22 protein-coding genes are annotated in these 20,273 nt (G+C 63.7%); all 22 read right to left on the bottom strand.

Going from position 1 to position 20,273, the window contains the following annotated elements; all coding sequences use genetic code 11:
* Window positions 1-65: 65 nt before the first annotated feature.
* Window positions 66-461, bottom strand: a complete 396-nt coding sequence (locus tag HU760_RS08250; RefSeq protein ID WP_186679766.1) for a DUF2802 domain-containing protein — start codon at window positions 459-461, stop codon at window positions 66-68.
* Between the two features lies 1 nt (window position 462).
* The gene (locus tag HU760_RS08245) at window positions 463-942 is read right to left on the bottom strand and encodes a chemotaxis protein CheW (RefSeq protein ID WP_003254393.1); all 480 of its coding nucleotides are present in this window, start codon (window positions 940-942) and stop codon (window positions 463-465) included.
* Window positions 943-983: 41 nt separating this feature from the next.
* Window positions 984-1,874: a CheW domain-containing protein gene (locus tag HU760_RS08240; RefSeq protein ID WP_186679764.1), complete on the bottom strand. Its 891-nt coding sequence runs from the start codon at window positions 1,872-1,874 to the stop codon at window positions 984-986.
* Window positions 1,874-2,662 carry a ParA family protein gene (locus HU760_RS08235; RefSeq protein WP_186679761.1) on the bottom strand — a complete coding sequence of 263 codons (789 nt, stop codon included), beginning with the start codon at window positions 2,660-2,662 and terminating at the stop codon, window positions 1,874-1,876. Before HU760_RS08235 ends, HU760_RS08240 begins: the two co-directional genes overlap by 1 nt.
* 211 nt (window positions 2,663-2,873) lie before the next feature.
* Complete coding sequence (gene motD / locus HU760_RS08230; protein ID WP_186679758.1) at window positions 2,874-3,731, bottom strand: flagellar motor protein MotD; 858 nt, start codon at window positions 3,729-3,731, stop codon at window positions 2,874-2,876.
* Between the two features lie 3 nt (window positions 3,732-3,734).
* Window positions 3,735-4,475 (bottom strand): flagellar motor protein, encoded by a 741-nt coding sequence (locus HU760_RS08225; RefSeq protein ID WP_186679796.1) that lies wholly within the window; start codon window positions 4,473-4,475, stop codon window positions 3,735-3,737.
* A complete protein-coding gene (locus tag HU760_RS08220) occupies window positions 4,475-5,587 on the bottom strand; it encodes a protein-glutamate methylesterase/protein-glutamine glutaminase (RefSeq protein WP_186679755.1) in 1,113 nt (370 codons plus the stop codon). The genes HU760_RS08225 and HU760_RS08220 overlap by 1 nt, the downstream gene beginning before the upstream one ends.
* A gap of 46 nt (window positions 5,588-5,633) precedes the next feature.
* Complete coding sequence (locus tag HU760_RS08215; protein ID WP_186679752.1) at window positions 5,634-7,862, bottom strand: chemotaxis protein CheA; 2,229 nt, start codon at window positions 7,860-7,862, stop codon at window positions 5,634-5,636.
* Between the two features lie 12 nt (window positions 7,863-7,874).
* The gene (locus HU760_RS08210) at window positions 7,875-8,663 is read right to left on the bottom strand and encodes a protein phosphatase CheZ (RefSeq protein ID WP_170031087.1); all 789 of its coding nucleotides are present in this window, start codon (window positions 8,661-8,663) and stop codon (window positions 7,875-7,877) included.
* 19 nt (window positions 8,664-8,682) lie between these two features.
* A complete protein-coding gene (locus tag HU760_RS08205; RefSeq protein ID WP_170031088.1) occupies window positions 8,683-9,057 on the bottom strand; it encodes a chemotaxis response regulator CheY in 375 nt (124 codons plus the stop codon).
* 105 nt (window positions 9,058-9,162) lie between these two features.
* Complete coding sequence (gene fliA, locus HU760_RS08200; protein ID WP_046614576.1) at window positions 9,163-9,903, bottom strand: RNA polymerase sigma factor FliA; 741 nt, start codon at window positions 9,901-9,903, stop codon at window positions 9,163-9,165.
* Window positions 9,900-10,742: a flagellar synthesis regulator FleN gene (gene fleN / locus HU760_RS08195; protein WP_170034241.1), complete on the bottom strand. Its 843-nt coding sequence runs from the start codon at window positions 10,740-10,742 to the stop codon at window positions 9,900-9,902. Before fleN ends, fliA begins: the two co-directional genes overlap by 4 nt.
* A gap of 84 nt (window positions 10,743-10,826) precedes the next feature.
* Window positions 10,827-12,137, bottom strand: a complete 1,311-nt coding sequence (gene flhF, locus HU760_RS08190) for a flagellar biosynthesis GTPase FlhF (RefSeq protein ID WP_186679749.1) — start codon at window positions 12,135-12,137, stop codon at window positions 10,827-10,829.
* Between the two features lie 11 nt (window positions 12,138-12,148).
* Window positions 12,149-14,278, bottom strand: coding sequence for a flagellar biosynthesis protein FlhA (gene flhA / locus HU760_RS08185; RefSeq protein ID WP_170031090.1), 2,130 nt, complete (start codon window positions 14,276-14,278; stop codon window positions 12,149-12,151).
* 352 nt (window positions 14,279-14,630) lie between these two features.
* The gene (flhB, locus tag HU760_RS08180) at window positions 14,631-15,773 is read right to left on the bottom strand and encodes a flagellar biosynthesis protein FlhB (RefSeq protein ID WP_186679746.1); all 1,143 of its coding nucleotides are present in this window, start codon (window positions 15,771-15,773) and stop codon (window positions 14,631-14,633) included.
* A gap of 2 nt (window positions 15,774-15,775) precedes the next feature.
* The gene (gene fliR, locus HU760_RS08175; protein ID WP_186679738.1) at window positions 15,776-16,552 is read right to left on the bottom strand and encodes a flagellar biosynthetic protein FliR; all 777 of its coding nucleotides are present in this window, start codon (window positions 16,550-16,552) and stop codon (window positions 15,776-15,778) included.
* 7 nt (window positions 16,553-16,559) lie between these two features.
* Window positions 16,560-16,829 carry a flagellar biosynthesis protein FliQ gene (gene fliQ, locus HU760_RS08170; protein WP_016488420.1) on the bottom strand — a complete coding sequence of 90 codons (270 nt, stop codon included), beginning with the start codon at window positions 16,827-16,829 and terminating at the stop codon, window positions 16,560-16,562.
* A 21-nt stretch (window positions 16,830-16,850) separates the two neighbouring features.
* A complete protein-coding gene (fliP, locus tag HU760_RS08165; protein WP_170031094.1) occupies window positions 16,851-17,606 on the bottom strand; it encodes a flagellar type III secretion system pore protein FliP in 756 nt (251 codons plus the stop codon).
* The gene (gene fliO, locus HU760_RS08160; protein ID WP_170034243.1) at window positions 17,606-18,040 is read right to left on the bottom strand and encodes a flagellar biosynthetic protein FliO; all 435 of its coding nucleotides are present in this window, start codon (window positions 18,038-18,040) and stop codon (window positions 17,606-17,608) included. Before fliO ends, fliP begins: the two co-directional genes overlap by 1 nt.
* A gap of 12 nt (window positions 18,041-18,052) precedes the next feature.
* On the bottom strand, window positions 18,053-18,523 hold the full coding sequence (gene fliN / locus HU760_RS08155) for a flagellar motor switch protein FliN (protein ID WP_186679736.1): 471 nt from the start codon (window positions 18,521-18,523) through the stop codon (window positions 18,053-18,055).
* 47 nt (window positions 18,524-18,570) lie between these two features.
* The gene (gene fliM / locus HU760_RS08150; RefSeq protein WP_186679733.1) at window positions 18,571-19,539 is read right to left on the bottom strand and encodes a flagellar motor switch protein FliM; all 969 of its coding nucleotides are present in this window, start codon (window positions 19,537-19,539) and stop codon (window positions 18,571-18,573) included.
* Between the two features lie 9 nt (window positions 19,540-19,548).
* Window positions 19,549-20,046 (bottom strand): flagellar basal body-associated protein FliL, encoded by a 498-nt coding sequence (gene fliL, locus HU760_RS08145; RefSeq protein WP_186679730.1) that lies wholly within the window; start codon window positions 20,044-20,046, stop codon window positions 19,549-19,551.
* Window positions 20,047-20,273 lie beyond the last annotated feature (227 nt).

Raw genomic sequence — 20,273 nt, 5'->3', positions numbered from 1 at the left:
AAAGGACCGGCAACGACCTGGCGTGGGCCACCCCTGAAAAAGGGCGACTTGCGTCGCCCGTTTCATCAACCGTTGCGGTGCAGCTTGCTCATCAGCTCGGCCTCGGCCTGGGTCAGGCCGCAGCTCTCGGTCAGCTCGGCCACGCTGGCGCCCATGCCCACCAGCTTGGCTGCCTGGCTGAAGGTGACGTTTTCCGGGTCGCGCTGTTCCAGCTGCTGGATCCTGTCCGGCAGCGGCGCCACCAACACGCTCAATGCGTGCAACGCCTCGCCCATGCGCACGCTACCGTTCTGGTAGTCATCCAGGCGCTTGGCCAGGTCCTTGATGCGCTGGTCACGCAATGCATCACCCACCGCCTGCTGGGCGGCCAGCTCGCGTTGGCGCTTGCTGTAGTTGAGGAAAAACCACAGGCTCACAGCCCAGGCCAACGCCAGGAAGATGACAGCAACCTCGAGGATCAACTCAGATATTCTCCAGCTCGGACCACTCTTCCTCGGTCATCATCTTGTCCAGTTCAACCAGGATCAGCAGCTCGCCATTCTTGTTGCACACGCCCTGGATGAACTTGGCCGACTCTTCGTTGCCCACGTTCGGCGCGGTCTCGATCTCGGACTGGCGCAGGTACACCACCTCGGCCACGCTGTCGACCAGGATGCCGACCACTTGCTTGTCGGCCTCGATGATGACGATGCGGGTATTGTCGGTGACTTCGGTCGGCATCAGGCCAAAGCGCTGGCGGGTGTCGATCACCGTCACCACGTTGCCGCGCAGGTTGATGATGCCCAGCACGTAGCTTGGCGCACCCGGCACCGGGGCGATCTCGGTGTAGCGCAGCACTTCCTGCACCTGCATCACGTTGATGCCATAGGACTCGTTGTCCAGACGGAAGGTAACCCATTGCAGGATCGGATCTTCGGAACCTTGTGCAGACGACTTTTTCATTCCCCTACCCTCAATATCCGCCATTGGCGGTGTGTTCGGTGTCATTTCTGTTTCGCGTGCAGTTGCTTGGCCGCACCGCTGGCGATCAGTTCGGCCAGTGCGGCGACGTCGAGCAGTGCACACATGTGTTCGATAACCGTGCCGGCCAGCCACGGGCGCTGGCCACGCTGGCTGCGCCACTTGATTTCGGACGGGTCCAGGCGCAGCGAGCGGCTGACCTGGTGCACGGCCAGCCCCCATTCATAACCCTGCACGGAAATCACGTACTGCAGGCCCTGGCGAAAATCATCGCGGTAGCGGTCGGGCATGACCCAACGCGCCGTGTCCAGCACCTTGAGGTTGCCAGCCTGGCAGGTCAGGATGCCCAGGAACCAGTCAGGCTGGCCGAACAACGGCGTCAGCTCCTGGCCGGCCAGGGAATAGATCGAGCCCAGGCATACCAGTGGCACCGCCAGGGTCAGGCCGGCCACATCGAACAGCAGGCATTCGAATGGCTCGGCCGCCCAGGCCGGGCGGCCATCGACGGTTGCCGGCGGCACGGGCAGATTGGGCGCCGGCAGGTGCACATCCACCAGGGGCAGCGCCACCACGGCGGGTGGCTCGACCAGCAGCGGGATGCTGGCCTCGGCCACGACCTCGCGCTCGACCACCGACACCACCGGGGCTTCAACCGGAATCACACTGGGCAATACCGCCGGCGCGGGCTCGGCGAACGGCCGCGGCACCGGGCTGGCGGCGGCCTCGCGTGGTGCCGGCCTGGCCTGTTGCCGGGCGTCGCGCGCCTGTTCTTCGCGCACCGCGTCGGCGAACTCGTCCACCACTGCCGGTGCCACGTGCAGGTCTTCGGCCTCGGTGGCGTCCTGCAGCAGGCCGTCAAGGTAGGACTGCAGGGCCATCTGTGGCCGGCTGCTGGTTGTTCTGGTCAGGGTCATCAGGCCACCTGCGCTGCAGTCTTGTAGGTCAACAGGTGCTTGAGCAGCGCCCGATAGGCCACCAGGCCACGGCTCTTGCTGTCGAACTGCGAGGGCGTGACGCCCTTGCGACTGGCATCGCGCAGCCGTGTGTCCACCGGGATATAGCCCTGCCACACATGCTGGCCGTAACTGTCCCGCAGCTGTTTGAGCGTGCCCAGCGAGGCCTGGGTACGGCGGTCGAACAGGGTCGGCACGATCTGATACGGTAGCGCCTGCTTGCGGGAACGGTTGACCATGGCCAGGGTGCCGACCATGCGCTCCAGGCCCTTGACTGCGAGAAACTCGGTTTGCACCGGGATCACCAGCTGCTGGCTGGCGGCCAGGGCATTGACCATCAGCACGCCGAGCAAGGGCGGGCTGTCAATCAGGGCGAAGTCGAAATCCTGCCACAGCTGCGCCAGACTCTTGGCGATTACCAGGCCCAGGCCATTCTGCCCCGGCGACTGACGCTCCAGCACAGCCAGCGCGGTGCTCGAGGGCAACAGTGAAATGCGCTCGTCACTGGTGGGCAGCAGCAATTGCCCGGGCAGGCCTTCAGGCACGGTGCCCTTGTGCAGGAACAGGTCGTAGCAGCTGTGCTCCAGGGCATCCGGGTTATGCCCGAAGTAACTGGTCATCGAGCCGTGCGGGTCGAGGTCGACGACGACCACGCGCTTGCCGGCCTCGGCCAACAGGCCGGCCAGGGCGATGGTTGTGGTGGTCTTGCCGACGCCACCTTTTTGATTGGCTACTGCCCAGACTCTCATCAAGCAAACTCTATCTATTGATTTGGCAGGAACACTGCTGAGGCAACTGTCTTGCTGAACATCTGAAAGCTCGCGCGATCAGTGTGGGAGCGGGTTTACCCGCGAACACCGGCGCAGCCGGTGCCATGTACCGTGTCGCCTTCTTCGCGGGTGAACCCGCTCCCACAGGGGACCGCGCTACATTCAACTATTGCGTCGGGGAATTGACGGATCACTGCCCCGCCACCGTTGCTGGCGTTGCTGGTGCACTTTGTGTGCCAGCCCGACGCAATGCCGCATCCGGCTTGGCATTGGCGCTACCCGAACCCGTCAGGCTACGGCGCACTTCGAGGTTGCGTGAAATCACCAGCACCACGCGGCGGTTACGCGCGCGGCCTTCGGCCGTGTCGTTGCTGGCCACCGGCTGGTACTCGCCATAGCCCACCGAGGCCATGCGTGCCGGGTCGACCCCTTCCATGGCCAGCAGGCGCACGATGCTCGCCGCCCGCGCCGACGACAGCTCCCAGTTGGTCGGGTACTGCGCCGTGCGGATCGGCAGATTGTCGGTGAAGCCTTCGACGTGCACCGGGTTGGCGAACGGTTTGAGAATACCGGCCACCTTCTCGATGATGGCGAATGCCTTGTCGCTGGGCATGGCATCGCCGCTGCCGAACAGCAACGAAGAATTGAGCTCGATCTCGATCCACAGTTCATTGCCGCGCACGGTCATCTGGTCGCTGCTGATCAGGTCGCCAAAGGCATCGCGTACATCATCGCTGATGGTTTTCAGCGGGTCGGCAGTGCTCGCTGCCAGGCCCGCCTCGGTCTGCTCGCTGTCCTTGACCAGCGGCTCGGCCGGGCGCACGCTCAGCGGCCGCTCGTCGCCGATGGGGATCGGCTTCATGCTGCGTTCGGGGTCGTTGAACACCCCGAGCAAGGCCTGGGAAATGACCTTGTACTTGCCCTCGTTAATTGAGGAAATCGAGTACATCACCACGAAGAAGGCGAACAGCAAGGTGATGAAGTCGGCGTACGACACCAGCCAGCGTTCGTGGTTTTCGTGTTCCTCGGCATGACGACGGCGACGCATGGGTTACTCCATGAAGCCTTGCAGCTTCAGCTCGATAGAGCGTGGGTTCTCACCTTCGGCAATCGACAGCAGGCCTTCAAGCAACATCTCGCGGTAGCGCGACTGCCGCATGACAATGGCCTTGAGCTTGTTGGCGATCGGCAGCAACACCAGGTTGGCGCTGGCTACACCGTAGATGGTGGCAACGAAGGCCACGGCAATGCCGTTGCCCAGTTGCGACGGGTCAGCCAGGTTGCCCATCACGTGGATCAGGCCCATCACCGCGCCGATGATGCCAATGGTCGGCGCGTAGCCGCCCATGCTCTCGAACACTTTGGCGGCCTGGATATCACGGCTTTCCTGGGTCAGGAAATCCACCTCGAGGATGCTGCGGATGGCCTCCGGCTCGGCGCCGTCCACCAGCAGTTGCAAGCCTTTGCGGGCATACGGGTCGGGCTCGGCATCGGCCACCCCTTCCAGGCCCAGCAGGCCCTCCTTGCGCGCCGTCAGGCTCCAGTTCACGACGCGGTCGATGCCGCCGGCCAGGTCAACCCGTGGCGGAAACAGGATCCAGCGCAGAATCTGCAAGGCGCGCTTGAACGACGCCAGCGGCGACTGCAGCAAGGCAGCCGCCAGGGTACCGCCGAGCACGATCAGCGCCGCAGGGCCATTGATCAGCGCGCCAACATGGCCGCCTTCGAGGAAGTTGCCACCAACGATGGCGACAAACGCAAGGATCAGGCCGATCAGGCTGAGCACGTCCATCAGACGCACGCCTCCACCAGGTGCTTGCCGATATCGTCCAGGCTGTACACCGCGTCGGCAAGGTTGGCCTTGACGATGGCCATGGGCATGCCATAGATCACGCAGCTGGCTTCATCCTGGGCCCACACCGTGCTGCCACCCTGCTTGAGCAGGCGGGCGCCTTCACGGCCATCGGCGCCCATGCCGGTGAGCACCACCGACAGCACCTTGTCGCCATACGACTTGGCCGCCGAGGCGAAGGTGATGTCTACGCACGGCTTGTAGTTCAGGCGCTCGTCACCGGGCAGGATCTTCACCGTGCCGCGGCCGTCGATCATCATCTGCTTGCCACCGGGTGCCAGCAGGGCCAGGCCGGGGCGCAGCATGTCGCCGTCCTCGGCTTCCTTGACACTGATGCGGCACAGCTTGTCCAGGCGTTCGGCAAAGGCCTTGGTGAACGCCGCCGGCATGTGCTGGATCAGCACGATCGGTGCCGGGAAGTTGGCTGGCAGCTGGGTCAGCACACGCTGCAGGGCAACCGGGCCACCGGTGGAGGTGCCGATGGCCACCAGCTTGTAAGGCTTGCGCTTGGGCGCCGGCACATGCGTTGGCGTGGCGGCCGGGGCTGCCGCACGGGTAGCTACCGGCGTACGTGCCGGGGCCGGGCTGGCGAAGCTGCTGGCAGGCGCCGCCGTAGCCACTGGCGCGGGGCTGGCGTAGCTGCCAAAGCGGCGGTTGCTGCGGGAAATGGTATGCACCTTCTCGCACAGCAACTGCTTGACCTTTTCCGGGTTGCGCGAGATGTCCTCGAAGTTTTTCGGCAGGTAATCCACCGCCCCGGCATCCAGTGCGTCGAGGGTGACGCGGGCGCCTTCATGGGTCAGCGAGGAGAACATCAACACCGGCGTCGGGCAGCGCTGCATGATGTGCCGCACTGCGGTGATGCCGTCCATCATGGGCATTTCGTAGTCCATGGTGATGACATCGGGCTTGAGCGCCAGCGCCTGGTCGATTGCTTCCCTGCCGTTGGTCGCGGTACCCACCACCTGGATCGTCGGATCCGCCGAGAGGATTTCCGAGACGCGGCGGCGGAAGAAACCGGAATCATCCACCACCAGGACCTTGACTGCCATAAACACTCCGTTAGGTGGCGCAACCCGCCAGGGTGCGCCACCGAAATCAAATACGCCGTGCGGCGTAACGCTTGAGCATGCTCGGGACGTCGAGAATCAACGCGATGCGACCGTCGCCGGTGATGGTGGCCCCGGACATGCCCGGGGTGCCCTGCAGCATCTTGCCCAGCGGCTTGATTACCACTTCTTCCTGGCCAACCAGTTGATCGACGACAAAGCCGATGCGCTGGGTCCCGACCGACAGGATCACCACATGGCCCTCGTGCTGCTCTTCGTGCACCTGGCCCTGGACCAGCCAGCGCTTGAGGTAGAACAGCGGCAACGCCTTGTCGCGCACGATCACCACTTCCTGGCCGTCGACCACGTTGGTGCGCGACAGGTCGAGGTGGAAGATCTCGTTGACGTTGACCAGCGGGAAGGCGAACGCCTGGTTGCCCAGCATCACCATCAGGGTCGGCATGATTGCCAGGGTCAGCGGCACCTTGATGACGATCTTCGAGCCCTGGCCCTTGGCCGAGAAGATGTTGATCGAGCCGTTGAGCTGGGAAATCTTGGTCTTCACCACGTCCATGCCGACACCACGGCCGGACACGTCGGAAATCTCGGTCTTGGTCGAGAAGCCCGGGGCGAAGATCAGGTTGTAGCAGTCCGATTCGCTCAGGCGATCGGCGGCGTCCTTGTCCATCAGGCCCTTTTCCACGGCCTTGGCGCGCAGGATGTTGGGGTCCATGCCCTTGCCGTCGTCAGAGATCGACAGCAGGATGTGGTCGCCTTCCTGTTCCGCCGACAATACCACCCGGCCAGTACGCGGCTTGCCTGCAGCCTCACGCTCGTCAGGCATTTCCACGCCATGGTCGACAGCGTTGCGCACCAGGTGCACCAACGGGTCGGCCAGGGCCTCGACCAGGTTCTTGTCGAGGTCGGTTTCTTCACCGACCAGCTCCAGGTTGATCTCTTTCTTCAACTGGCGGGCCAGGTCACGTACCAGGCGCGGGAAGCGGCCGAAGACTTTCTTGATCGGCTGCATGCGGGTTTTCATCACCGCGGTCTGCAGGTCGGCGGTGACCACGTCGAGGTTGGACACGGCCTTGGACATGGCCTCGTCGCCGCTGTTCAGGCCCAGGCGCACCAGGCGGTTACGCACCAGCACCAGTTCGCCGACCATGTTCATGATCTCGTCCAGGCGCGCGGTATCGACCCGCACGGTGGTTTCCGCTTCGCTGGCGCCGTGCTTGTCGGCAGCCGGGGCCGGTGCGCGCGGCGCGGCAGCAGGTTTGCTGGCCGGTGCGGGAGCTGCGGCGGCAGCAGGCTTGGCCACTGGCTGGCTGTCGGCCTTGGGCGCAGCCGGCGCTTGCACCTTGGCCGCGGCCGGGGCTTCGGCAGCGGCTACTTCGCCGCTGAACTTGCCCTTGCCGTGCAACTGGTCAAGCAGCGCCTCGAACTCGTGCTCGCTGATTTCGTCAGCGCTGGTGCCAGGCTCCGCGGCGGCAGGCGCCGAGGCCTTGGCGGCCGGCAAGGCATCAGCCTGGAAGGTGCCCTTGCCATGCAGCTGATCAAGCAGCGATTCGAATTCGGCGTCGGTGATTTCGTCGCTGGCCGCTTCCGGCGCGCTGGCAACCGGTGGCACGGCAAGCTCGGCACTGAACTGGCCTTTGCCGTGCAACTGGTCGAGCAGCGATTCGAACTCGGCGTCGGTGATCTCGTCACCTTCGCCGCTGACGGTCTCGCCCTGCAACTGCTCGTCGGCCGCCGCCTGCGCCTTGACCGCATCGAGCGAATCGAGCAGCTGCTCGAACTCGCTGTCGGTGATGTCCTGCTCCTCGGCGGCAACCTCGACAACCGGCTCCGGCGCTGCAGCAGCAGGCGCTTGGGCTTCTTGCGCAGCGCCCGGCTCGGCCAGGCGCGACAAGGCTGCCAGCAGCTCGGGGGTGGCCGGGGTCACTTCGCTACGCTCGCGCACCTGGCCAAACATGCTGTTGACCGTGTCCAGTGCCTCGAGCACCACGTCCATCAGTTCCGCATCGACCCGGCGCTCACCTTTGCGCAGGATGTCGAATACGTTCTCGGCGATATGGCAGCACTCCACCAGCTCGTTCAGCTGAAGGAAGCCGGCGCCCCCTTTTACAGTGTGGAAACCGCGAAAGATCGCATTGAGCAGGTCGGCATCGTCGGGCCGGCTTTCCAGCTCGACCAGTTGCTCGGACAGTTGCTCAAGAATTTCGCCGGCTTCTACCAGGAAATCCTGGAGGATTTCTTCATCGGCGCCGAAGCTCATCAAAGGTGCTCCTTAAAAACCCAGGCTGGACAGCAGATCATCGACATCGTCCTGACCGGACACGACGTCTTCACGCTTATCGGCATGAATCTGCGGACCTTCACCCCGAGTCGGATGTTTTTCTCGATCTTTTTCTGCACGCAGTTGATCGTGGTCATGCTGGATACCGGCAAAGCGGTCGACCTGGCTGGCCATCAGCACCAGTTTGAGCAGGTTGCTTTCCACTTCGGTCACCAGCGCGGTAACGCGCTTGATCACCTGGCCGGTCAGGTCCTGATAGTCCTGCGCCAGCAGAATGTCGTTGAGGTGGCCGGCGACCTTGCGGTTACCTTCGGCGCTGTGCGTCAGGAAACTGTCAACGCGCTTCACCAGGTCGCGGAACTCCGGCGCAGCCACTTCGCGGCGCATGAAACGTTGCCAGTCGCTGCTCAGGGCTGCGGCCTCGCTGGCCAGGTCATTGAGCACCGGAGTGCTTTCCTCGACCAGGTCCATGGTGCGGTTGGCCGCGCCCTCGGTGAGCCTGACCACGTAGGACAGGCGCTCGGTGGCGTCGGTTATCTGCGACACCTCCTCGGCCTGCGGCATGGTCGGGTCGATCTGGAAACTGACGATGGCACTGTGCAGCTCGCGGGTGAGCTTGCCGACTTCCTGGTACAGGCCACGGTCGCGGGTCTGGTTCAGCTCGTGGATCAGCTGCACCGCCTCGCCGAACCGGCCGTGCTCAAGGCTTGCGACCAGTTCCTGGGCATGCTTCTTCAGGGTCGACTCGAACTCGCCCAAAGACGTTTGTGATGAATCCATGGCGCCCCCCTGACGAGACTCAGCCGTTGACGCGTTCGAAGATCTTCTCGATCTTTTCCTTGAGCACCTGGGCGGTAAACGGCTTGACCACATAGCCATTGACCCCGGCCTGGGCCGCTTCAATGATCTGGTCGCGCTTGGCCTCGGCGGTCACCATCAGTACCGGCATGGCTTTCAGCTTGTCGCTGGCACGCACTTTGCGCAGCAGGTCGATGCCGGACATGCCGGGCATGTTCCAGTCGGTCACCAGGAAATCGTAGTGGCCGTTCTCCAGCATCGGCAGTGCCGTGATGCCGTCATCAGCCTCCTCCGTGTTGGTGAAGCCCAGGTCACGCAACAGGTTCTTGATGATCCGCCGCATCGTCGAAAAGTCGTCAACGATGAGGATTTTCATGTCTTTGTTCAAGTAGACCTCCAAGCAGTCTCTAACGCGCTCGGCCCCGAGCGCGCATTCAATCAATTGGGTACAACGTGGAAAACGACTGCAACGACACCGGGTTCAACGCGCCCGCCATTCTCCCAGGCGGCTGCGCAGGCGCGCGGCACACTGGCTGTGCAACTGGCTGACTCGCGACTCGCTGACCCCAAGCACCTCACCGATTTCCTTGAGGTTCAGCTCTTCGTCGTAGTACAGCGCCAGCACCAGGCGCTCACGCTCCGGCAGGTTGGCGATGGCCTCGGTCAGGGCCGCCTGGAAGCGCTCGTCCTCCAGGCCACGCGCAGGCTCGACCTGACCACTGGCACCATCCTCATGCAGCCCTTCGTGCTCGCCGTCCTGCAGCAGGTCGTCGAAGCTGAACAGGCGGCTGCCCAGGGTATCGTTCAAGATCCCGTAGTAATCATCGAGACTCAACTGGAGTTCGGCAGCAACTTCATGATCTTTAGCGTCACGCCCGGTTCTGGCCTCCACGGCACGCATCGCGTCACTGACCATGCGCGTGTTGCGGTGCACCGAACGTGGCGCCCAGTCACCCTTGCGCACTTCGTCAAGCATGGCGCCGCGAATACGAATGCCAGCGTAAGTTTCAAAGCTGGCGCCCTTGCTGGCATCGTACTTGTTGGCCACTTCCAGCAGGCCGATCATGCCGGCCTGGATCAGGTCCTCGACCTGCACGTTGGCCGGCAGCCGCGCCAACAGGTGATAGGCGATGCGCTTGACCAATGGGGCGTAGCGTTCGATCAGCTCGTACTGCGCGTCTTTCGACGCCCGGCTGTACATCTTGAAACCACTGGCGTTCATAACACAGGTCCCGCGCTGGTGGGTTGCACCAGGCGCTCGACAAAGAATTCCAGGTGACCGCGCGGGTTGGCCGGCAGCGGCCAGCTGTCGACCTTCTGGGCAATCGCCTTGAATGCCAGCGCGCACTTGGAGCGAGGGAAGGCTTCGTAGACGGCGCGCTGCTTCTGCACGGCCTTGCGCACACATTCGTCATAGGGCACGGCGCCCACGTACTGCAGGGCAACGTCGAGGAAGCGGTCGGTGACCTTGGTCAGCTTGGCAAACAGGTTGCGCCCTTCCTGCGGGCTCTGCGCCATGTTGGCCAGCACCCGGAAGCGGTTCATGCCGTAGTCGCGGTTGAGCAGCTTGATCAGGGCGTAGGCATCGGTGATGGACGTGGGTTCGTCACACACCACCAGCAGCACTTCCTGGGCCGCGCGGACGAAGCTGACCACCGAGTCACCGATACCCGCAGCGGTGTCGATCACCAGCACGTCGAGGTTGTCGCCGATTTCGCTGAACGCCTGGATCAAGCCGGCATGCTGGGCCGGGGCCAGGTGCACCATGCTCTGGGTGCCCGAGGCCGCCGGGACGATGCGCACACCGCCAGGGCCCTGCAGCATCACGTCACGCAGCTCGCAGCGCCCCTCGATGACATCGGCCAGGGTCCGTTTGGGCGTAAGGCCGAGCAACACGTCGACATTGGCCAGGCCCAGGTCGGCGTCGAGCAGCATGACCCTGCGGCCAAGCTCGGCCAGCGCCAGAGACAAGTTCACTGAAACGTTAGTCTTGCCGACGCCACCTTTGCCACCGGTCACGGCGATCACCTGTACGGGATGCATGCTACCCATGTCTGTTATTTACCTTGTCTCGCTGGGACTCAGGCCACACGTGGGGCAATTCTGCGTACCCCTTGGCATAGCTACCTTGCACACACTTCATCATCAACCCGCTCGCCGTGGGTTGTGATAGAGATCAGCGAACATGTCGGCCATGGCCTCTTCGCTGGGCTCGTCCTGCTGCTGCACATTGACCGCGCGCGACACCAACTGGTGCCCTCGCGGCAGGTGCAGATCGTCAGGAATGCGCGGCCCATCGGTCAGGTAGGCCACTGGCAGTTCATGACTGATGGCAAGGCTCAGGACATCACCAAGGCTTGCCGTTTCATCGAGTTTGGTCAGGATGCAACCCGCCAGACCGCAGCGCTTGTAGCTGTGGTAGGCGGCGGTCAGCACCTGCTTCTGGCTGGTAGTGGCCAGGACCAGGTAGTTCTTCGCGGCAATGCCGCGCCCGGCCAGGGTTTCCAGTTGCATGCGCAGGGCCGGGTCGCTGGCCTGCAGGCCAGCGGTATCGATCAGCACCACGCGCTTGCGCAGCAGTGGCTCCAGCGCCGCAGCCAGTGACTGGCCAGGGTCGACGTAGGTCACCGGTACGTTGAGGATGCGGCCCAGGGTCTTGAGCTGCTCCTGGGCGCCGATGCGGAAGCTGTCCATGCTCACCAGCGCCAGGTTGTGGGCGCCGTACTTGAGTACGTAACGGGCGGCCAGCTTGGCCAAGGTGGTGGTCTTGCCCATGCCGGCAGGGCCGACCATGGCGATCACTCCACCCTCTTCGATCGGTTCGATCTCGGGAATCTCGATCATCCGCGCCAGGTGGGCCAGCAACATGCGCCAGGCCTGGCGTGGCTCGTCGATTTCGGCGGTCAGGTCGAGCAGCTCACGGGCGATCGGGCCAGACAGGCCGATGCGCTGCAGGCGGCGCCAGAGCGTGGCCTGCTGCGGCTTGCTGCCCTGCAGCTGGTTCCAGGCCAACGAGCCGAGCTGCACTTCCAGCAGCTCGCGCAGGCCAGACAGCTCGGAGCGCATGGCATCGACCAGGCGCGCATCGACCGGCGCCGCAGCCGGGGCTGCAGGCGCAGGCGCGGGGGCGTCGACGTGCGGTTCGATCAACGGTTCGGCGGCGGTCAGCGGCTGCCCGGCGAACAATTGCCGGTTGTTGTCGCTGCTATCCGGGCGGTGATCCAGCTCGGCGCGGGCAGTGGCGATGCGCGTATGGGTCTTGCGCAGCTCTTCTTCCAGCTCGGCATTGGGCACACGCGGGGCCAGGGCGGACAGCTTGTAGTCCAGCGCGGCCGTCAGTTCGACACCTCCGGCGATGCGGCGGTTGCCGATGATGGCGGCATCAGCGCCCAGCTCATCACGGACCAGCTTCATGGCCTGACGCATATCGGCGGCGAAAAATCGCTTAACTTGCATTATCCACTACCTCAGCCGTTAGGGCCCACGGTGGCAACGATGGTGACTTGCTTGTTGTCCGGTATTTCCTGATACGCCAGAACATGCAAATTCGGTACAGCCAGGCGACCGAAACGCGACAGCATGGCGCGGATCGGGCCGGCAACCAGGAGGATGGCCGGCTGGCCCTGCATTTCCTGGCGCTGGGCCGCTTCGATCAGCGAACGCTGCAGCTTCTCGGCCATGCTCGGTTCCAGAAGAACACCGTCTTCCTGACCTTGCCCGGCCCTTTGCAGACTATTGAGCAAAATCTGTTCCAACCTTGGCTCCAGAGTAATCACTGGCAGCTCCGACTCAACGCCGACAATGCTTTGCACGATGGCGCGACACAATCCGACGCGCACCGCCGCCACCAGCGCGGCGGTATCTTGACTCTTGCTGGCGTTGTTGGCGATCGCCTCGGCAATACTGCGAATATCGCGCACCGGCACCTGCTCCGACAACAGCGCTTGCAGCACTTTCAGCAGGCCCGACAAGGAAATGACACCCGGCACCAGTTCTTCGGCAAGTTTAGGCGAAGCCTTGGCCAGCACCTGCAGCAATTGCTGGACCTCTTCGTGGCCGATCAGCTCGTGGCAGTGCTTCTGCAGGATCTGGTTGAGGTGGGTAGCCACCACGGTACTGGCATCGACCACGGTATAGCCCAGCGACTGCGCCTGGGCGCGCTGGCCGACGTCGATCCACACCGCTTCCAGGCCAAACGCCGGGTCGCGCGCGGCGATGCCGTTGAGGGTACCGAACACCTGGCCCGGGTTGATGGCCAGCTCGCGGTCCGGGTAGATCTCCGCCTCGGCCAGGATCACCCCCATCAGGGTCAGGCGATAGGCGCTGGGCTGCAGGTCGAGGTTGTCACGGATGTGCACGGTGGGCATGAGGAAGCCCAGGTCTTGCGAGAGCTTCTTGCGCACGCCCTTGATCCGCGCCAGCAACTGGCCACCCTGGTTGCGGTCGACCAGCGGAATCAGCCGGTAGCCGACCTCCAGGCCGATCATGTCGATGGGCGTGACGTCGTCCCAGCCCAGCTCCTTGGTTTCCTGCGCACGCTGTGGCGAAGGCAGCAGGTCCTGCTGGCGCTGGGCTTCTCTCTGCGCCTCGAGCTTGGCCTTCTGTTGTTTCTTCCACACCAGGTAGGCGCCACCGCCGGCCAGCAGGCCGAGGCTGAGGAAGGCGATATGCGGCATGCCCGGCACCAGGCCCATGACGATCATCAGCGCCCCGGACACCGCCAGGGCCTTGGGCGAATCGAACATCTGCCGGTTGATCAGCTTGCCCATGTCCTCGGAGCCCGAGGCGCGGGTGACCATGATGGCGGCGGCGGTAGACAGCAGCAGTGACGGCAACTGCGCCACCAAACCGTCACCAATGGTCAGCAAGGCGTACACCTTGCCGGCATCACCGAAGCTCATGCCGTGCTGCAGCATGCCGATCAGCATGCCGCCGATCAGGTTGATGAACAGGATCAGCAGGCCGGCGATGGCGTCACCGCGAACGAATTTGCTGGCACCGTCCATCGAGCCGTAGAACTCGGCCTCCTGGGCCACCTCGGCACGGCGGTGCTTGGCCTGGGCCTGGTCGATCAGGCCGGCGTTGAGGTCGGCATCGATGGCCATCTGCTTGCCGGGCATGGCATCGAGGGTGAATCGCGCGCTCACTTCCGAGATTCGCCCGGCACCCTTGGTCACCACCACGAAGTTGATGATCATGAGGATGGCGAACACCACGGCGCCGACCACATAGTTACCGCCGATCACCACCTCGCCGAAGGCCTGGATCACCTTGCCGGCAGCGCCGTGGCCCTCCTGGCCGTGCAGCATCACCACGCGGGTGGAGGCCACGTTCAGGGCCAGGCGCAGCAGCGTGGCCACCAGCAGGATGGTGGGGAACGCGGCGAAGTCGAGCGGGCGCAAGGCGTACACGCACACCAGCAGCACCACGATCGACAGGGCGATGTTGAAGGTGAAGAACACGTCGAGCAGGAACGGCGGTATCGGCAACATCATCATTGCCAACATCACCAGCAGCAACAGCGGCACACCCAGGTTGCCCCGGCCGAGCCCGGCCAGGTTGTGACGGGCGTTGCTGATTAACTGAGTGCGATCCACCACGAGTCCTCTTGATGCAAAACTTTGACGCCCCTGGGGCGCCTGGGCGTGGCTTTGCAAGAAGCTTTCCAACTTTGTCCGGATTGAGGGATTTAGAGGCAGTGAGACCGAGCGCCGCCCGCGCGGCGCATCGCGGATGAAATCCGCTCCTACGTTTGTTGCAACGTGACCATGCCTGTGAGGCCATGGTTGTCAGCGGGTTTGCAACGCTCAAGACCGGCACCAAGGCAGGCGGCCATGGCGTAACAGGTTCGGCACGTTGCAACAAATGTAGGAGCGGATTTCATCCGCGATGCGCCGCGCGAGCGGCGCCCGATCTCACAGGCACCAACTGTTCCAAGGCGGGCACCTGTCAGCTGTCACGCCGCAGGTCTGGCGGAATCGGCAGGTCGTCCTTCAACGGCTCCGGCCGCTTGCCCTTGCCAGCGCGGTACTGGCGGATCTGGAACACATAGGCCAGCACCTGCGCCACCGCCAGGTACAAGCCGGCAGGAATTTCCTGCTCCAGCTCGGTGGAGTAATAGATCGCCCGCGCCAGGGCCGGCGATTCGAGGATCTGGATCTTGTGCTCCGCGCCGATCTCGCGAATCTTCAAGGCAATGAAATCGGTACCCTTGGCCAGCAACAGGGGCGCCGCGCCACCCTTTTCCGGGTCGTACTGCAGGGCCACCGCATAGTGCGTGGGGTTGGTGATGATCACGTCGGCCTGCGGCACCGCCGCCATCATGCGCCGCTGCGACACTTCGCGCTGCAACTGGCGAATACGCTGTTTGACCTCGGGCTTGCCCTCGCTGTCCTTGTACTCGTCCTTGATTTCCTGCTTGGTCATCTTCAGTTTCTTGTGCGTCTGCCAGAGCTGGAACGGCACGTCCGCCGCGGCGATCAACAGCAACCCGGCCGACATCCACAAGGCACTCCAACCCACCACCTGCAGGCTATGGATGATCGCCTGCTCCAGCGGCTCGTTGGCAATCGACAGCAGGGCCTGGCGGTCATTGGCCAATACCACCACCGCCACCACCAGAATCACGAAGAACTTGGCCAGCGCCTTGAGCAGTTCGGTCAGGGCATGCATGGAGAACATGCGCTTGATCCCCGACAGCGGGTTCATGCGGCTAAACTTGGGCTGCAGCAGGCTGCCGGAGAACAGGAAACCACTGAGGGCAATCGGGGCCACGAAGGAAATCACGAACAGCAGCAGCATCACTGGCTGCGCGGCCCATATCGCCATCTTGCCCGAGGCCAGCAGGAAAGCCCCCATGGCCCGCTCGTCGACAATGATTTCGCGGGTCAGGCTGAAGTTCATGCGCATCATCGCCAGCAGCGTCTCGGCCAGGTAGCCGCCGAAGGCCAGCAGGCCACCGGCACCGGCCAGGGTCACCGCCACCGTGTTCAGTTCCTTGGAACGCGCGATCTCGCCTTTCTCGCGAGCATCGCGCTTGCGCTTGTCGGTGGGCTCTTCGGTCTTGTCCTGGCCGCTCTCGCTTTCTGCCATGCTCAGCGCGCCCTCGCCAGATCACGCAGCCATTGCAGCGCTTCGCTGGCCAATGCCTGGTAGTGGGACAATATATCGGCCAGGCCGACCCAGAAGATGAACATGCCCAGGACCAGGGTCAGCGGGAAGCCGATGGAGAAGATGTTCAGCTGCGGCGCGGCACGGGTCATCACGCCGAAGGCGATGTTGACCACCAGCAACGCAGCAATCACCGGCAGGATCAGCAGCAGCCCGGCAGCAAATACCCACCCCAGGCGCCCGGCAAGCTCCCAGAAATGGTTGACCACCAGCGCATTGCCCACCGGCAAGGTGGTGAAACTTTCCGTCAGCACCTCGAACACCACCAGGTGGCCGTTCATCAACAGGAACAGGATGCTCACCAGCATGGTCATGAACTGGCTGACCACCGTGACGTTGACGCCGTTGCCCGGGTCGACCATCGAGGCGAACGCCATGCCCATCTGCACCGCGACAATCTGCCCGGCCACCACGAACGCCTGAAACAGCAGTTGCAGGGCCAGGCCGAACAACGCGCCAACGATGATCTGTTCGGCGCACAGCAGCAGGCCGCGCAGGCTCAGCGGGTCGAACTCGGGCAGCGGCGGCAGCGCCGGCACGATCACCACGGTAATCGCCAACGCCACGTACAGGCGCACCCGCGCCGGCAGCATGCGGGTACCGAATATCGGCATGGTCATCAGCACCGCCGTCACCCTGAACAACGGCAGGATGAAGGTGGCGACCCAGGTGCCGATCTGCGTGTCGGTCAGCTCGAGCATTGCCAGGTCAACCGATCAGCTGCGGGATATTGGTGTACAACGTGGTGATGTATTCCATGAACTTCTGTACCAGCCAAGGCCCGGCAACGATCAGCGTGACCAGCATCACCAACAGGCGCGGCAGAAAGCTCAAGGTCTGTTCGTTGATCTGCGTGGCAGCCTGGAACATGGCCACCACCAGGCCCACCAGCAGGCTCGGCACCACCAGCACGGCCACCATCAAGGTGGTCAGCCACAAGGCATCGCGGAACAGGTCGACAGCGACTTCAGGGGTCATCGGCGGCTCTCCTTGACGGCGTCAGACGCCGCCGAAACTGCTGGCCAGGGTGCCCATGATCAGCGCCCAACCATCGACCAGCACGAACAGCATGATCTTGAACGGCAACGAAATGATCAGCGGCGACAGCATCATCATGCCCATGGCCATCAGCACACTGGCCACCACCATGTCGATGATCAGGAACGGGATGAAGATCATGAAACCGATCTGGAACGCGGTCTTCAGCTCGGAAGTGACGAACGCCGGCACCAGGATCGTCAGCGGGACCTGGTCCGGGCCGGCGATGTCGGTGCGCTTGGACAGGCGCATGAACAGGTCGAGGTCGCTTTGCCGGGTTTGCGCCAGCATGAAGTCCTTGAGCGGCCCCTGGGCCTTGTCGATGGCCTGCTGGGCGGTCATCTGTTCCTTCAGGTACGGCTGCAGCGCATCCTGGTTCACCCGGTCGAACACCGGCGCCATGATGAACATGGTGAGGAACAGCGCCATGCCGGTGAGCAGCTGGTTCGACGGCGTCTGCTGCAGGCCCAGGGCCTGGCGCAGGATCGAGAACACGATGATGATGCGGGTGAAGCTGGTCATCAGGATGACGAACGCCGGGATGAAGCTGAGCGCCGTCATGATCAGCAGGATCTGCAGGCTGACCGAATATTCCTGCTGCCCGTCCGCGGTATTGGACAGGGTGATGGCCGGGATCGACAGCGGGTCGGCGGCCAGGGCCAGCGGCGCAGCCAGCAGCAGCGCCAGAATCAACAACAAACGCAGCGCGCCGCTCATCACTTCTTGTCCTTAGGGTCCTTGCCCATCAGCTCCATCAGCCGCTGGGCGAACTCCGGCGTCGCCTGGCGGGCGCTTTCCGGTACTTCCACGGGTTCGGCCAGCACATGCAAGGCCTCGATGCTGCCAGGGGTATGGCCGATCAGGATCTGCGCCTTGCCCACCTGCACCAGCAACAGGCGATCACGCGGGCCTATGGCCCGGCTGCCGACAATCTCGATCACCTGCCCGCCCTTCACCGCAGCCCCCTGCATGCGCCGCAGCAGCCAGGCCAGGAAGAAAATCAGGCCGACCACCAGCAGCAGGCCGAAAACCATCTGCGCCAGCTGCCCGCCCAGGCTGCCAGGCGCAGCCGCCGGGGTCGCCGTCGGGGTGGCCGCGGCCAGGCAGGCCTGGCTGGCAAGCAGCGCGGCGAACGCCAGGCAGGCGCGCATCGTGCCCTTCACTCAGCGCAGCTTCTTGATACGTTCGCTGGGGCTGATCACGTCGGTCAGGCGAATGCCGAACTTCTCGTTGACCACCACCACTTCGCCATGGGCGATCAGCGTGCCGTTGACCAGCACATCGAGCGGCTCACCGGCCAGGCGGTCCAGCTCGATGACCGAACCCTGGTTGAGCTGCAGCAGGTTGCGGATGTTGATCTCGGTGCTGCCCACTTCCATGGAAATGTTCACCGGAATGTCCAGGATCACGTCCAGGTTCGGGCCTTCGAGGCTGACGTTCTCGCTCGGCTTCGGCGAGCTGGCGAACTCTTCCATCGGCAAGCGACCCGGGCCGCCGACGCTGCCAGCGGTGTCGCCACCCAGCAGTGCATCGATGTCGGCCTGGCCGGCTGCACCGGTTTCTTCCAGTGCTGCAGCCCATTCATCGGCCAGCGCCTGGTCCTCTGGGGAGGTGATCTCGTTTTCGTTAGCCATGATTTCCTCGACAGGCATTCAATACGTTATGAGCGACCGGCGCGCCATCAGCGGCGTTCGATCGGGTCGATGATCTGCAGCGCCAGGTTGCCCTTGTGCGAACCCAGGCGCGCCTTGAACGAAGGCACGCCGTTGGCGCGCAACACCAGGTGTTCGGGCAGCTCCACCGGAATCACGTCGCCCGGCTGCATGTGCAGGATGTCGCGCAGTTTCAGTTGGCGCCGGGCAACCGTGGCGCTCACCGGTACGGCGACGTCCAGCACGTCCTCGCGCAGAGCCTTGACCCAGCGCTCGTCCTGGTCGTCCAGGTCGGACTGGAAGCCGGCGTCGAGCATTTCCCGCACTGGCTCGATCATCGAGTACGGCATGGTCACGTGCAGGTCGCCGCCACCGCCGTCCAGTTCGATGTGGAAGGTCGATACCACTACCGCCTCGCTGGGGCCGACGATGTTGGCCATGGCCGGGTTGACCTCGGAGTTCATGTACTCGAAGGTGACCGGCATGATCGCCTGCCAGGCCTCCCGCAGGTCGACGAAGCACTGGTCCAGCACCATGCGCACCACCCGCAGTTCGGTGGGGGTGAACTCGCGGCCTTCGATCTTGGCGTGACGGCCGTCGCCGCCGAAGAAGTTGTCGACCAGCTTGAACACCAGCTTGGCGTCGAGGATGAACAGCGAGGTGCCGCGCAGCGGCTTGATCTTCACCAGGTTGAGGCTGGTCGGCACGTACAGCGAATGCACGTACTCGCCGAACTTCATCACCTGCACGCCACCCACTGCCACGTCGGCGGAGCGACGCAGCAGGTTGAACATGCTGATACGGGTGTAACGGGCGAAGCGCTCGTTGATCATTTCCAGGGTCGGCATGCGACCCCGCACGATACGGTCCTGGCTGGTCAGGTCGTAGCTCTTGATGCTGCCAGGCTCGGTGGCACTCTCGGTCTGCACCAGCCCGTCGTCGACGCCATGCAACAAGGCATCGATTTCATCCTGGGACAGCAGGTCCTGTACGGCCATTGCGGACTCCTACTGCAATACGAAATTGGTGAACAGCAGCTGGTCGACGACCGGCTTGCCGACTTCCTTCTGCGCCACTTCCTGGACCACTGCGGTGGCCTTCTGGCGCAGCATCTCCTGCCCGACCGGGCTGCCGGCCAGGGTATCGAAGCCTTGGCCGGAGAACATCATCACCAGGTTGTTGCGGATGACCGGCATGTGCACCTTCAGGGCGTCCAGGTCGGCCTGGTTGCGCGCCTGCATGGTGATGCTCACCTGCATGTAGCGCTGGCGACCATTCTGGTTGAAGTTGACCACGAAGGCCGGGGCCAGCGGCTCGTAGATCGCCGCAGGCTTGACGTTACCGGCCGTTGCCTCGGCGGCCGGGGCAGGCTCGCTCTTGTGCATGATGAACCAGGTAGCGCCCACCGAAAGGCCGATCGCCAGCAACAGGCCGACGACCGCCAGCAGGATCAGCTTGAGTTTGCCTTTAGTGGCGGGGTCTTTGACTGCTTCGCTTTTCGCCATGCCAATAATCCGTCGTCCATCGGGGGTTCAAGGGAGGATGGCTTGGCTTGAGCAAGTGTTATGCCAGATTTGGCATTGAGGGATCTTGCGCCTGCGAAATCGAGCGCCGCCCGCGCGGCGCATCGCGGATAAATCCGCTCCTACATTTGTTGCAGCGTGGCCATGCCTGTGCGGCCATGGTTGTCAGCCGGCTGGCAAGGCTCAAGTCAAGCGCCAAGGCTGGCAAC

Source organism: Pseudomonas oryzicola (assembly GCF_014269185.2).
Lineage (GTDB): Bacteria > Pseudomonadota > Gammaproteobacteria > Pseudomonadales > Pseudomonadaceae > Aquipseudomonas > Aquipseudomonas oryzicola.
Note: the sequence above shows the minus strand (reverse complement) of the source record. Positions and strands in the feature narration are given on the sequence as shown.

Coding starts and splice junctions, on each gene's coding strand:
- HU760_RS08245 (WP_003254393.1), bottom strand. CDS start 942: ATGAAAAAGTCGTCTGCACAAGGTTCCGAAGATCCGATCCTGCAATGG.
- HU760_RS08240 (WP_186679764.1), bottom strand. CDS start 1,874: ATGACCCTGACCAGAACAACCAGCAGCCGGCCACAGATGGCCCTGCAG.
- HU760_RS08235 (WP_186679761.1), bottom strand. CDS start 2,662: ATGAGAGTCTGGGCAGTAGCCAATCAAAAAGGTGGCGTCGGCAAGACC.
- motD (WP_186679758.1), bottom strand. CDS start 3,731: ATGCGTCGCCGTCGTCATGCCGAGGAACACGAAAACCACGAACGCTGG.
- HU760_RS08225 (WP_186679796.1), bottom strand. CDS start 4,475: ATGGACGTGCTCAGCCTGATCGGCCTGATCCTTGCGTTTGTCGCCATC.
- HU760_RS08220 (WP_186679755.1), bottom strand. CDS start 5,587: ATGGCAGTCAAGGTCCTGGTGGTGGATGATTCCGGTTTCTTCCGCCGC.
- HU760_RS08215 (WP_186679752.1), bottom strand. CDS start 7,862: ATGAGCTTCGGCGCCGATGAAGAAATCCTCCAGGATTTCCTGGTAGAA.
- HU760_RS08210 (WP_170031087.1), bottom strand. CDS start 8,663: ATGGATTCATCACAAACGTCTTTGGGCGAGTTCGAGTCGACCCTGAAG.
- HU760_RS08205 (WP_170031088.1), bottom strand. CDS start 9,057: ATGAAAATCCTCATCGTTGACGACTTTTCGACGATGCGGCGGATCATC.
- fliA (WP_046614576.1), bottom strand. CDS start 9,903: ATGAACGCCAGTGGTTTCAAGATGTACAGCCGGGCGTCGAAAGACGCG.
- flhF (WP_186679749.1), bottom strand. CDS start 12,137: ATGCAAGTTAAGCGATTTTTCGCCGCCGATATGCGTCAGGCCATGAAG.
- flhB (WP_186679746.1), bottom strand. CDS start 15,773: ATGGCAGAAAGCGAGAGCGGCCAGGACAAGACCGAAGAGCCCACCGAC.
- fliR (WP_186679738.1), bottom strand. CDS start 16,552: ATGCTCGAGCTGACCGACACGCAGATCGGCACCTGGGTCGCCACCTTC.
- fliQ (WP_016488420.1), bottom strand. CDS start 16,829: ATGACCCCTGAAGTCGCTGTCGACCTGTTCCGCGATGCCTTGTGGCTG.
- fliP (WP_170031094.1), bottom strand. CDS start 17,606: ATGAGCGGCGCGCTGCGTTTGTTGTTGATTCTGGCGCTGCTGCTGGCT.
- fliO (WP_170034243.1), bottom strand. CDS start 18,040: ATGCGCGCCTGCCTGGCGTTCGCCGCGCTGCTTGCCAGCCAGGCCTGC.
- fliN (WP_186679736.1), bottom strand. CDS start 18,523: ATGGCTAACGAAAACGAGATCACCTCCCCAGAGGACCAGGCGCTGGCC.
- fliM (WP_186679733.1), bottom strand. CDS start 19,539: ATGGCCGTACAGGACCTGCTGTCCCAGGATGAAATCGATGCCTTGTTG.
- fliL (WP_186679730.1), bottom strand. CDS start 20,046: ATGGCGAAAAGCGAAGCAGTCAAAGACCCCGCCACTAAAGGCAAACTC.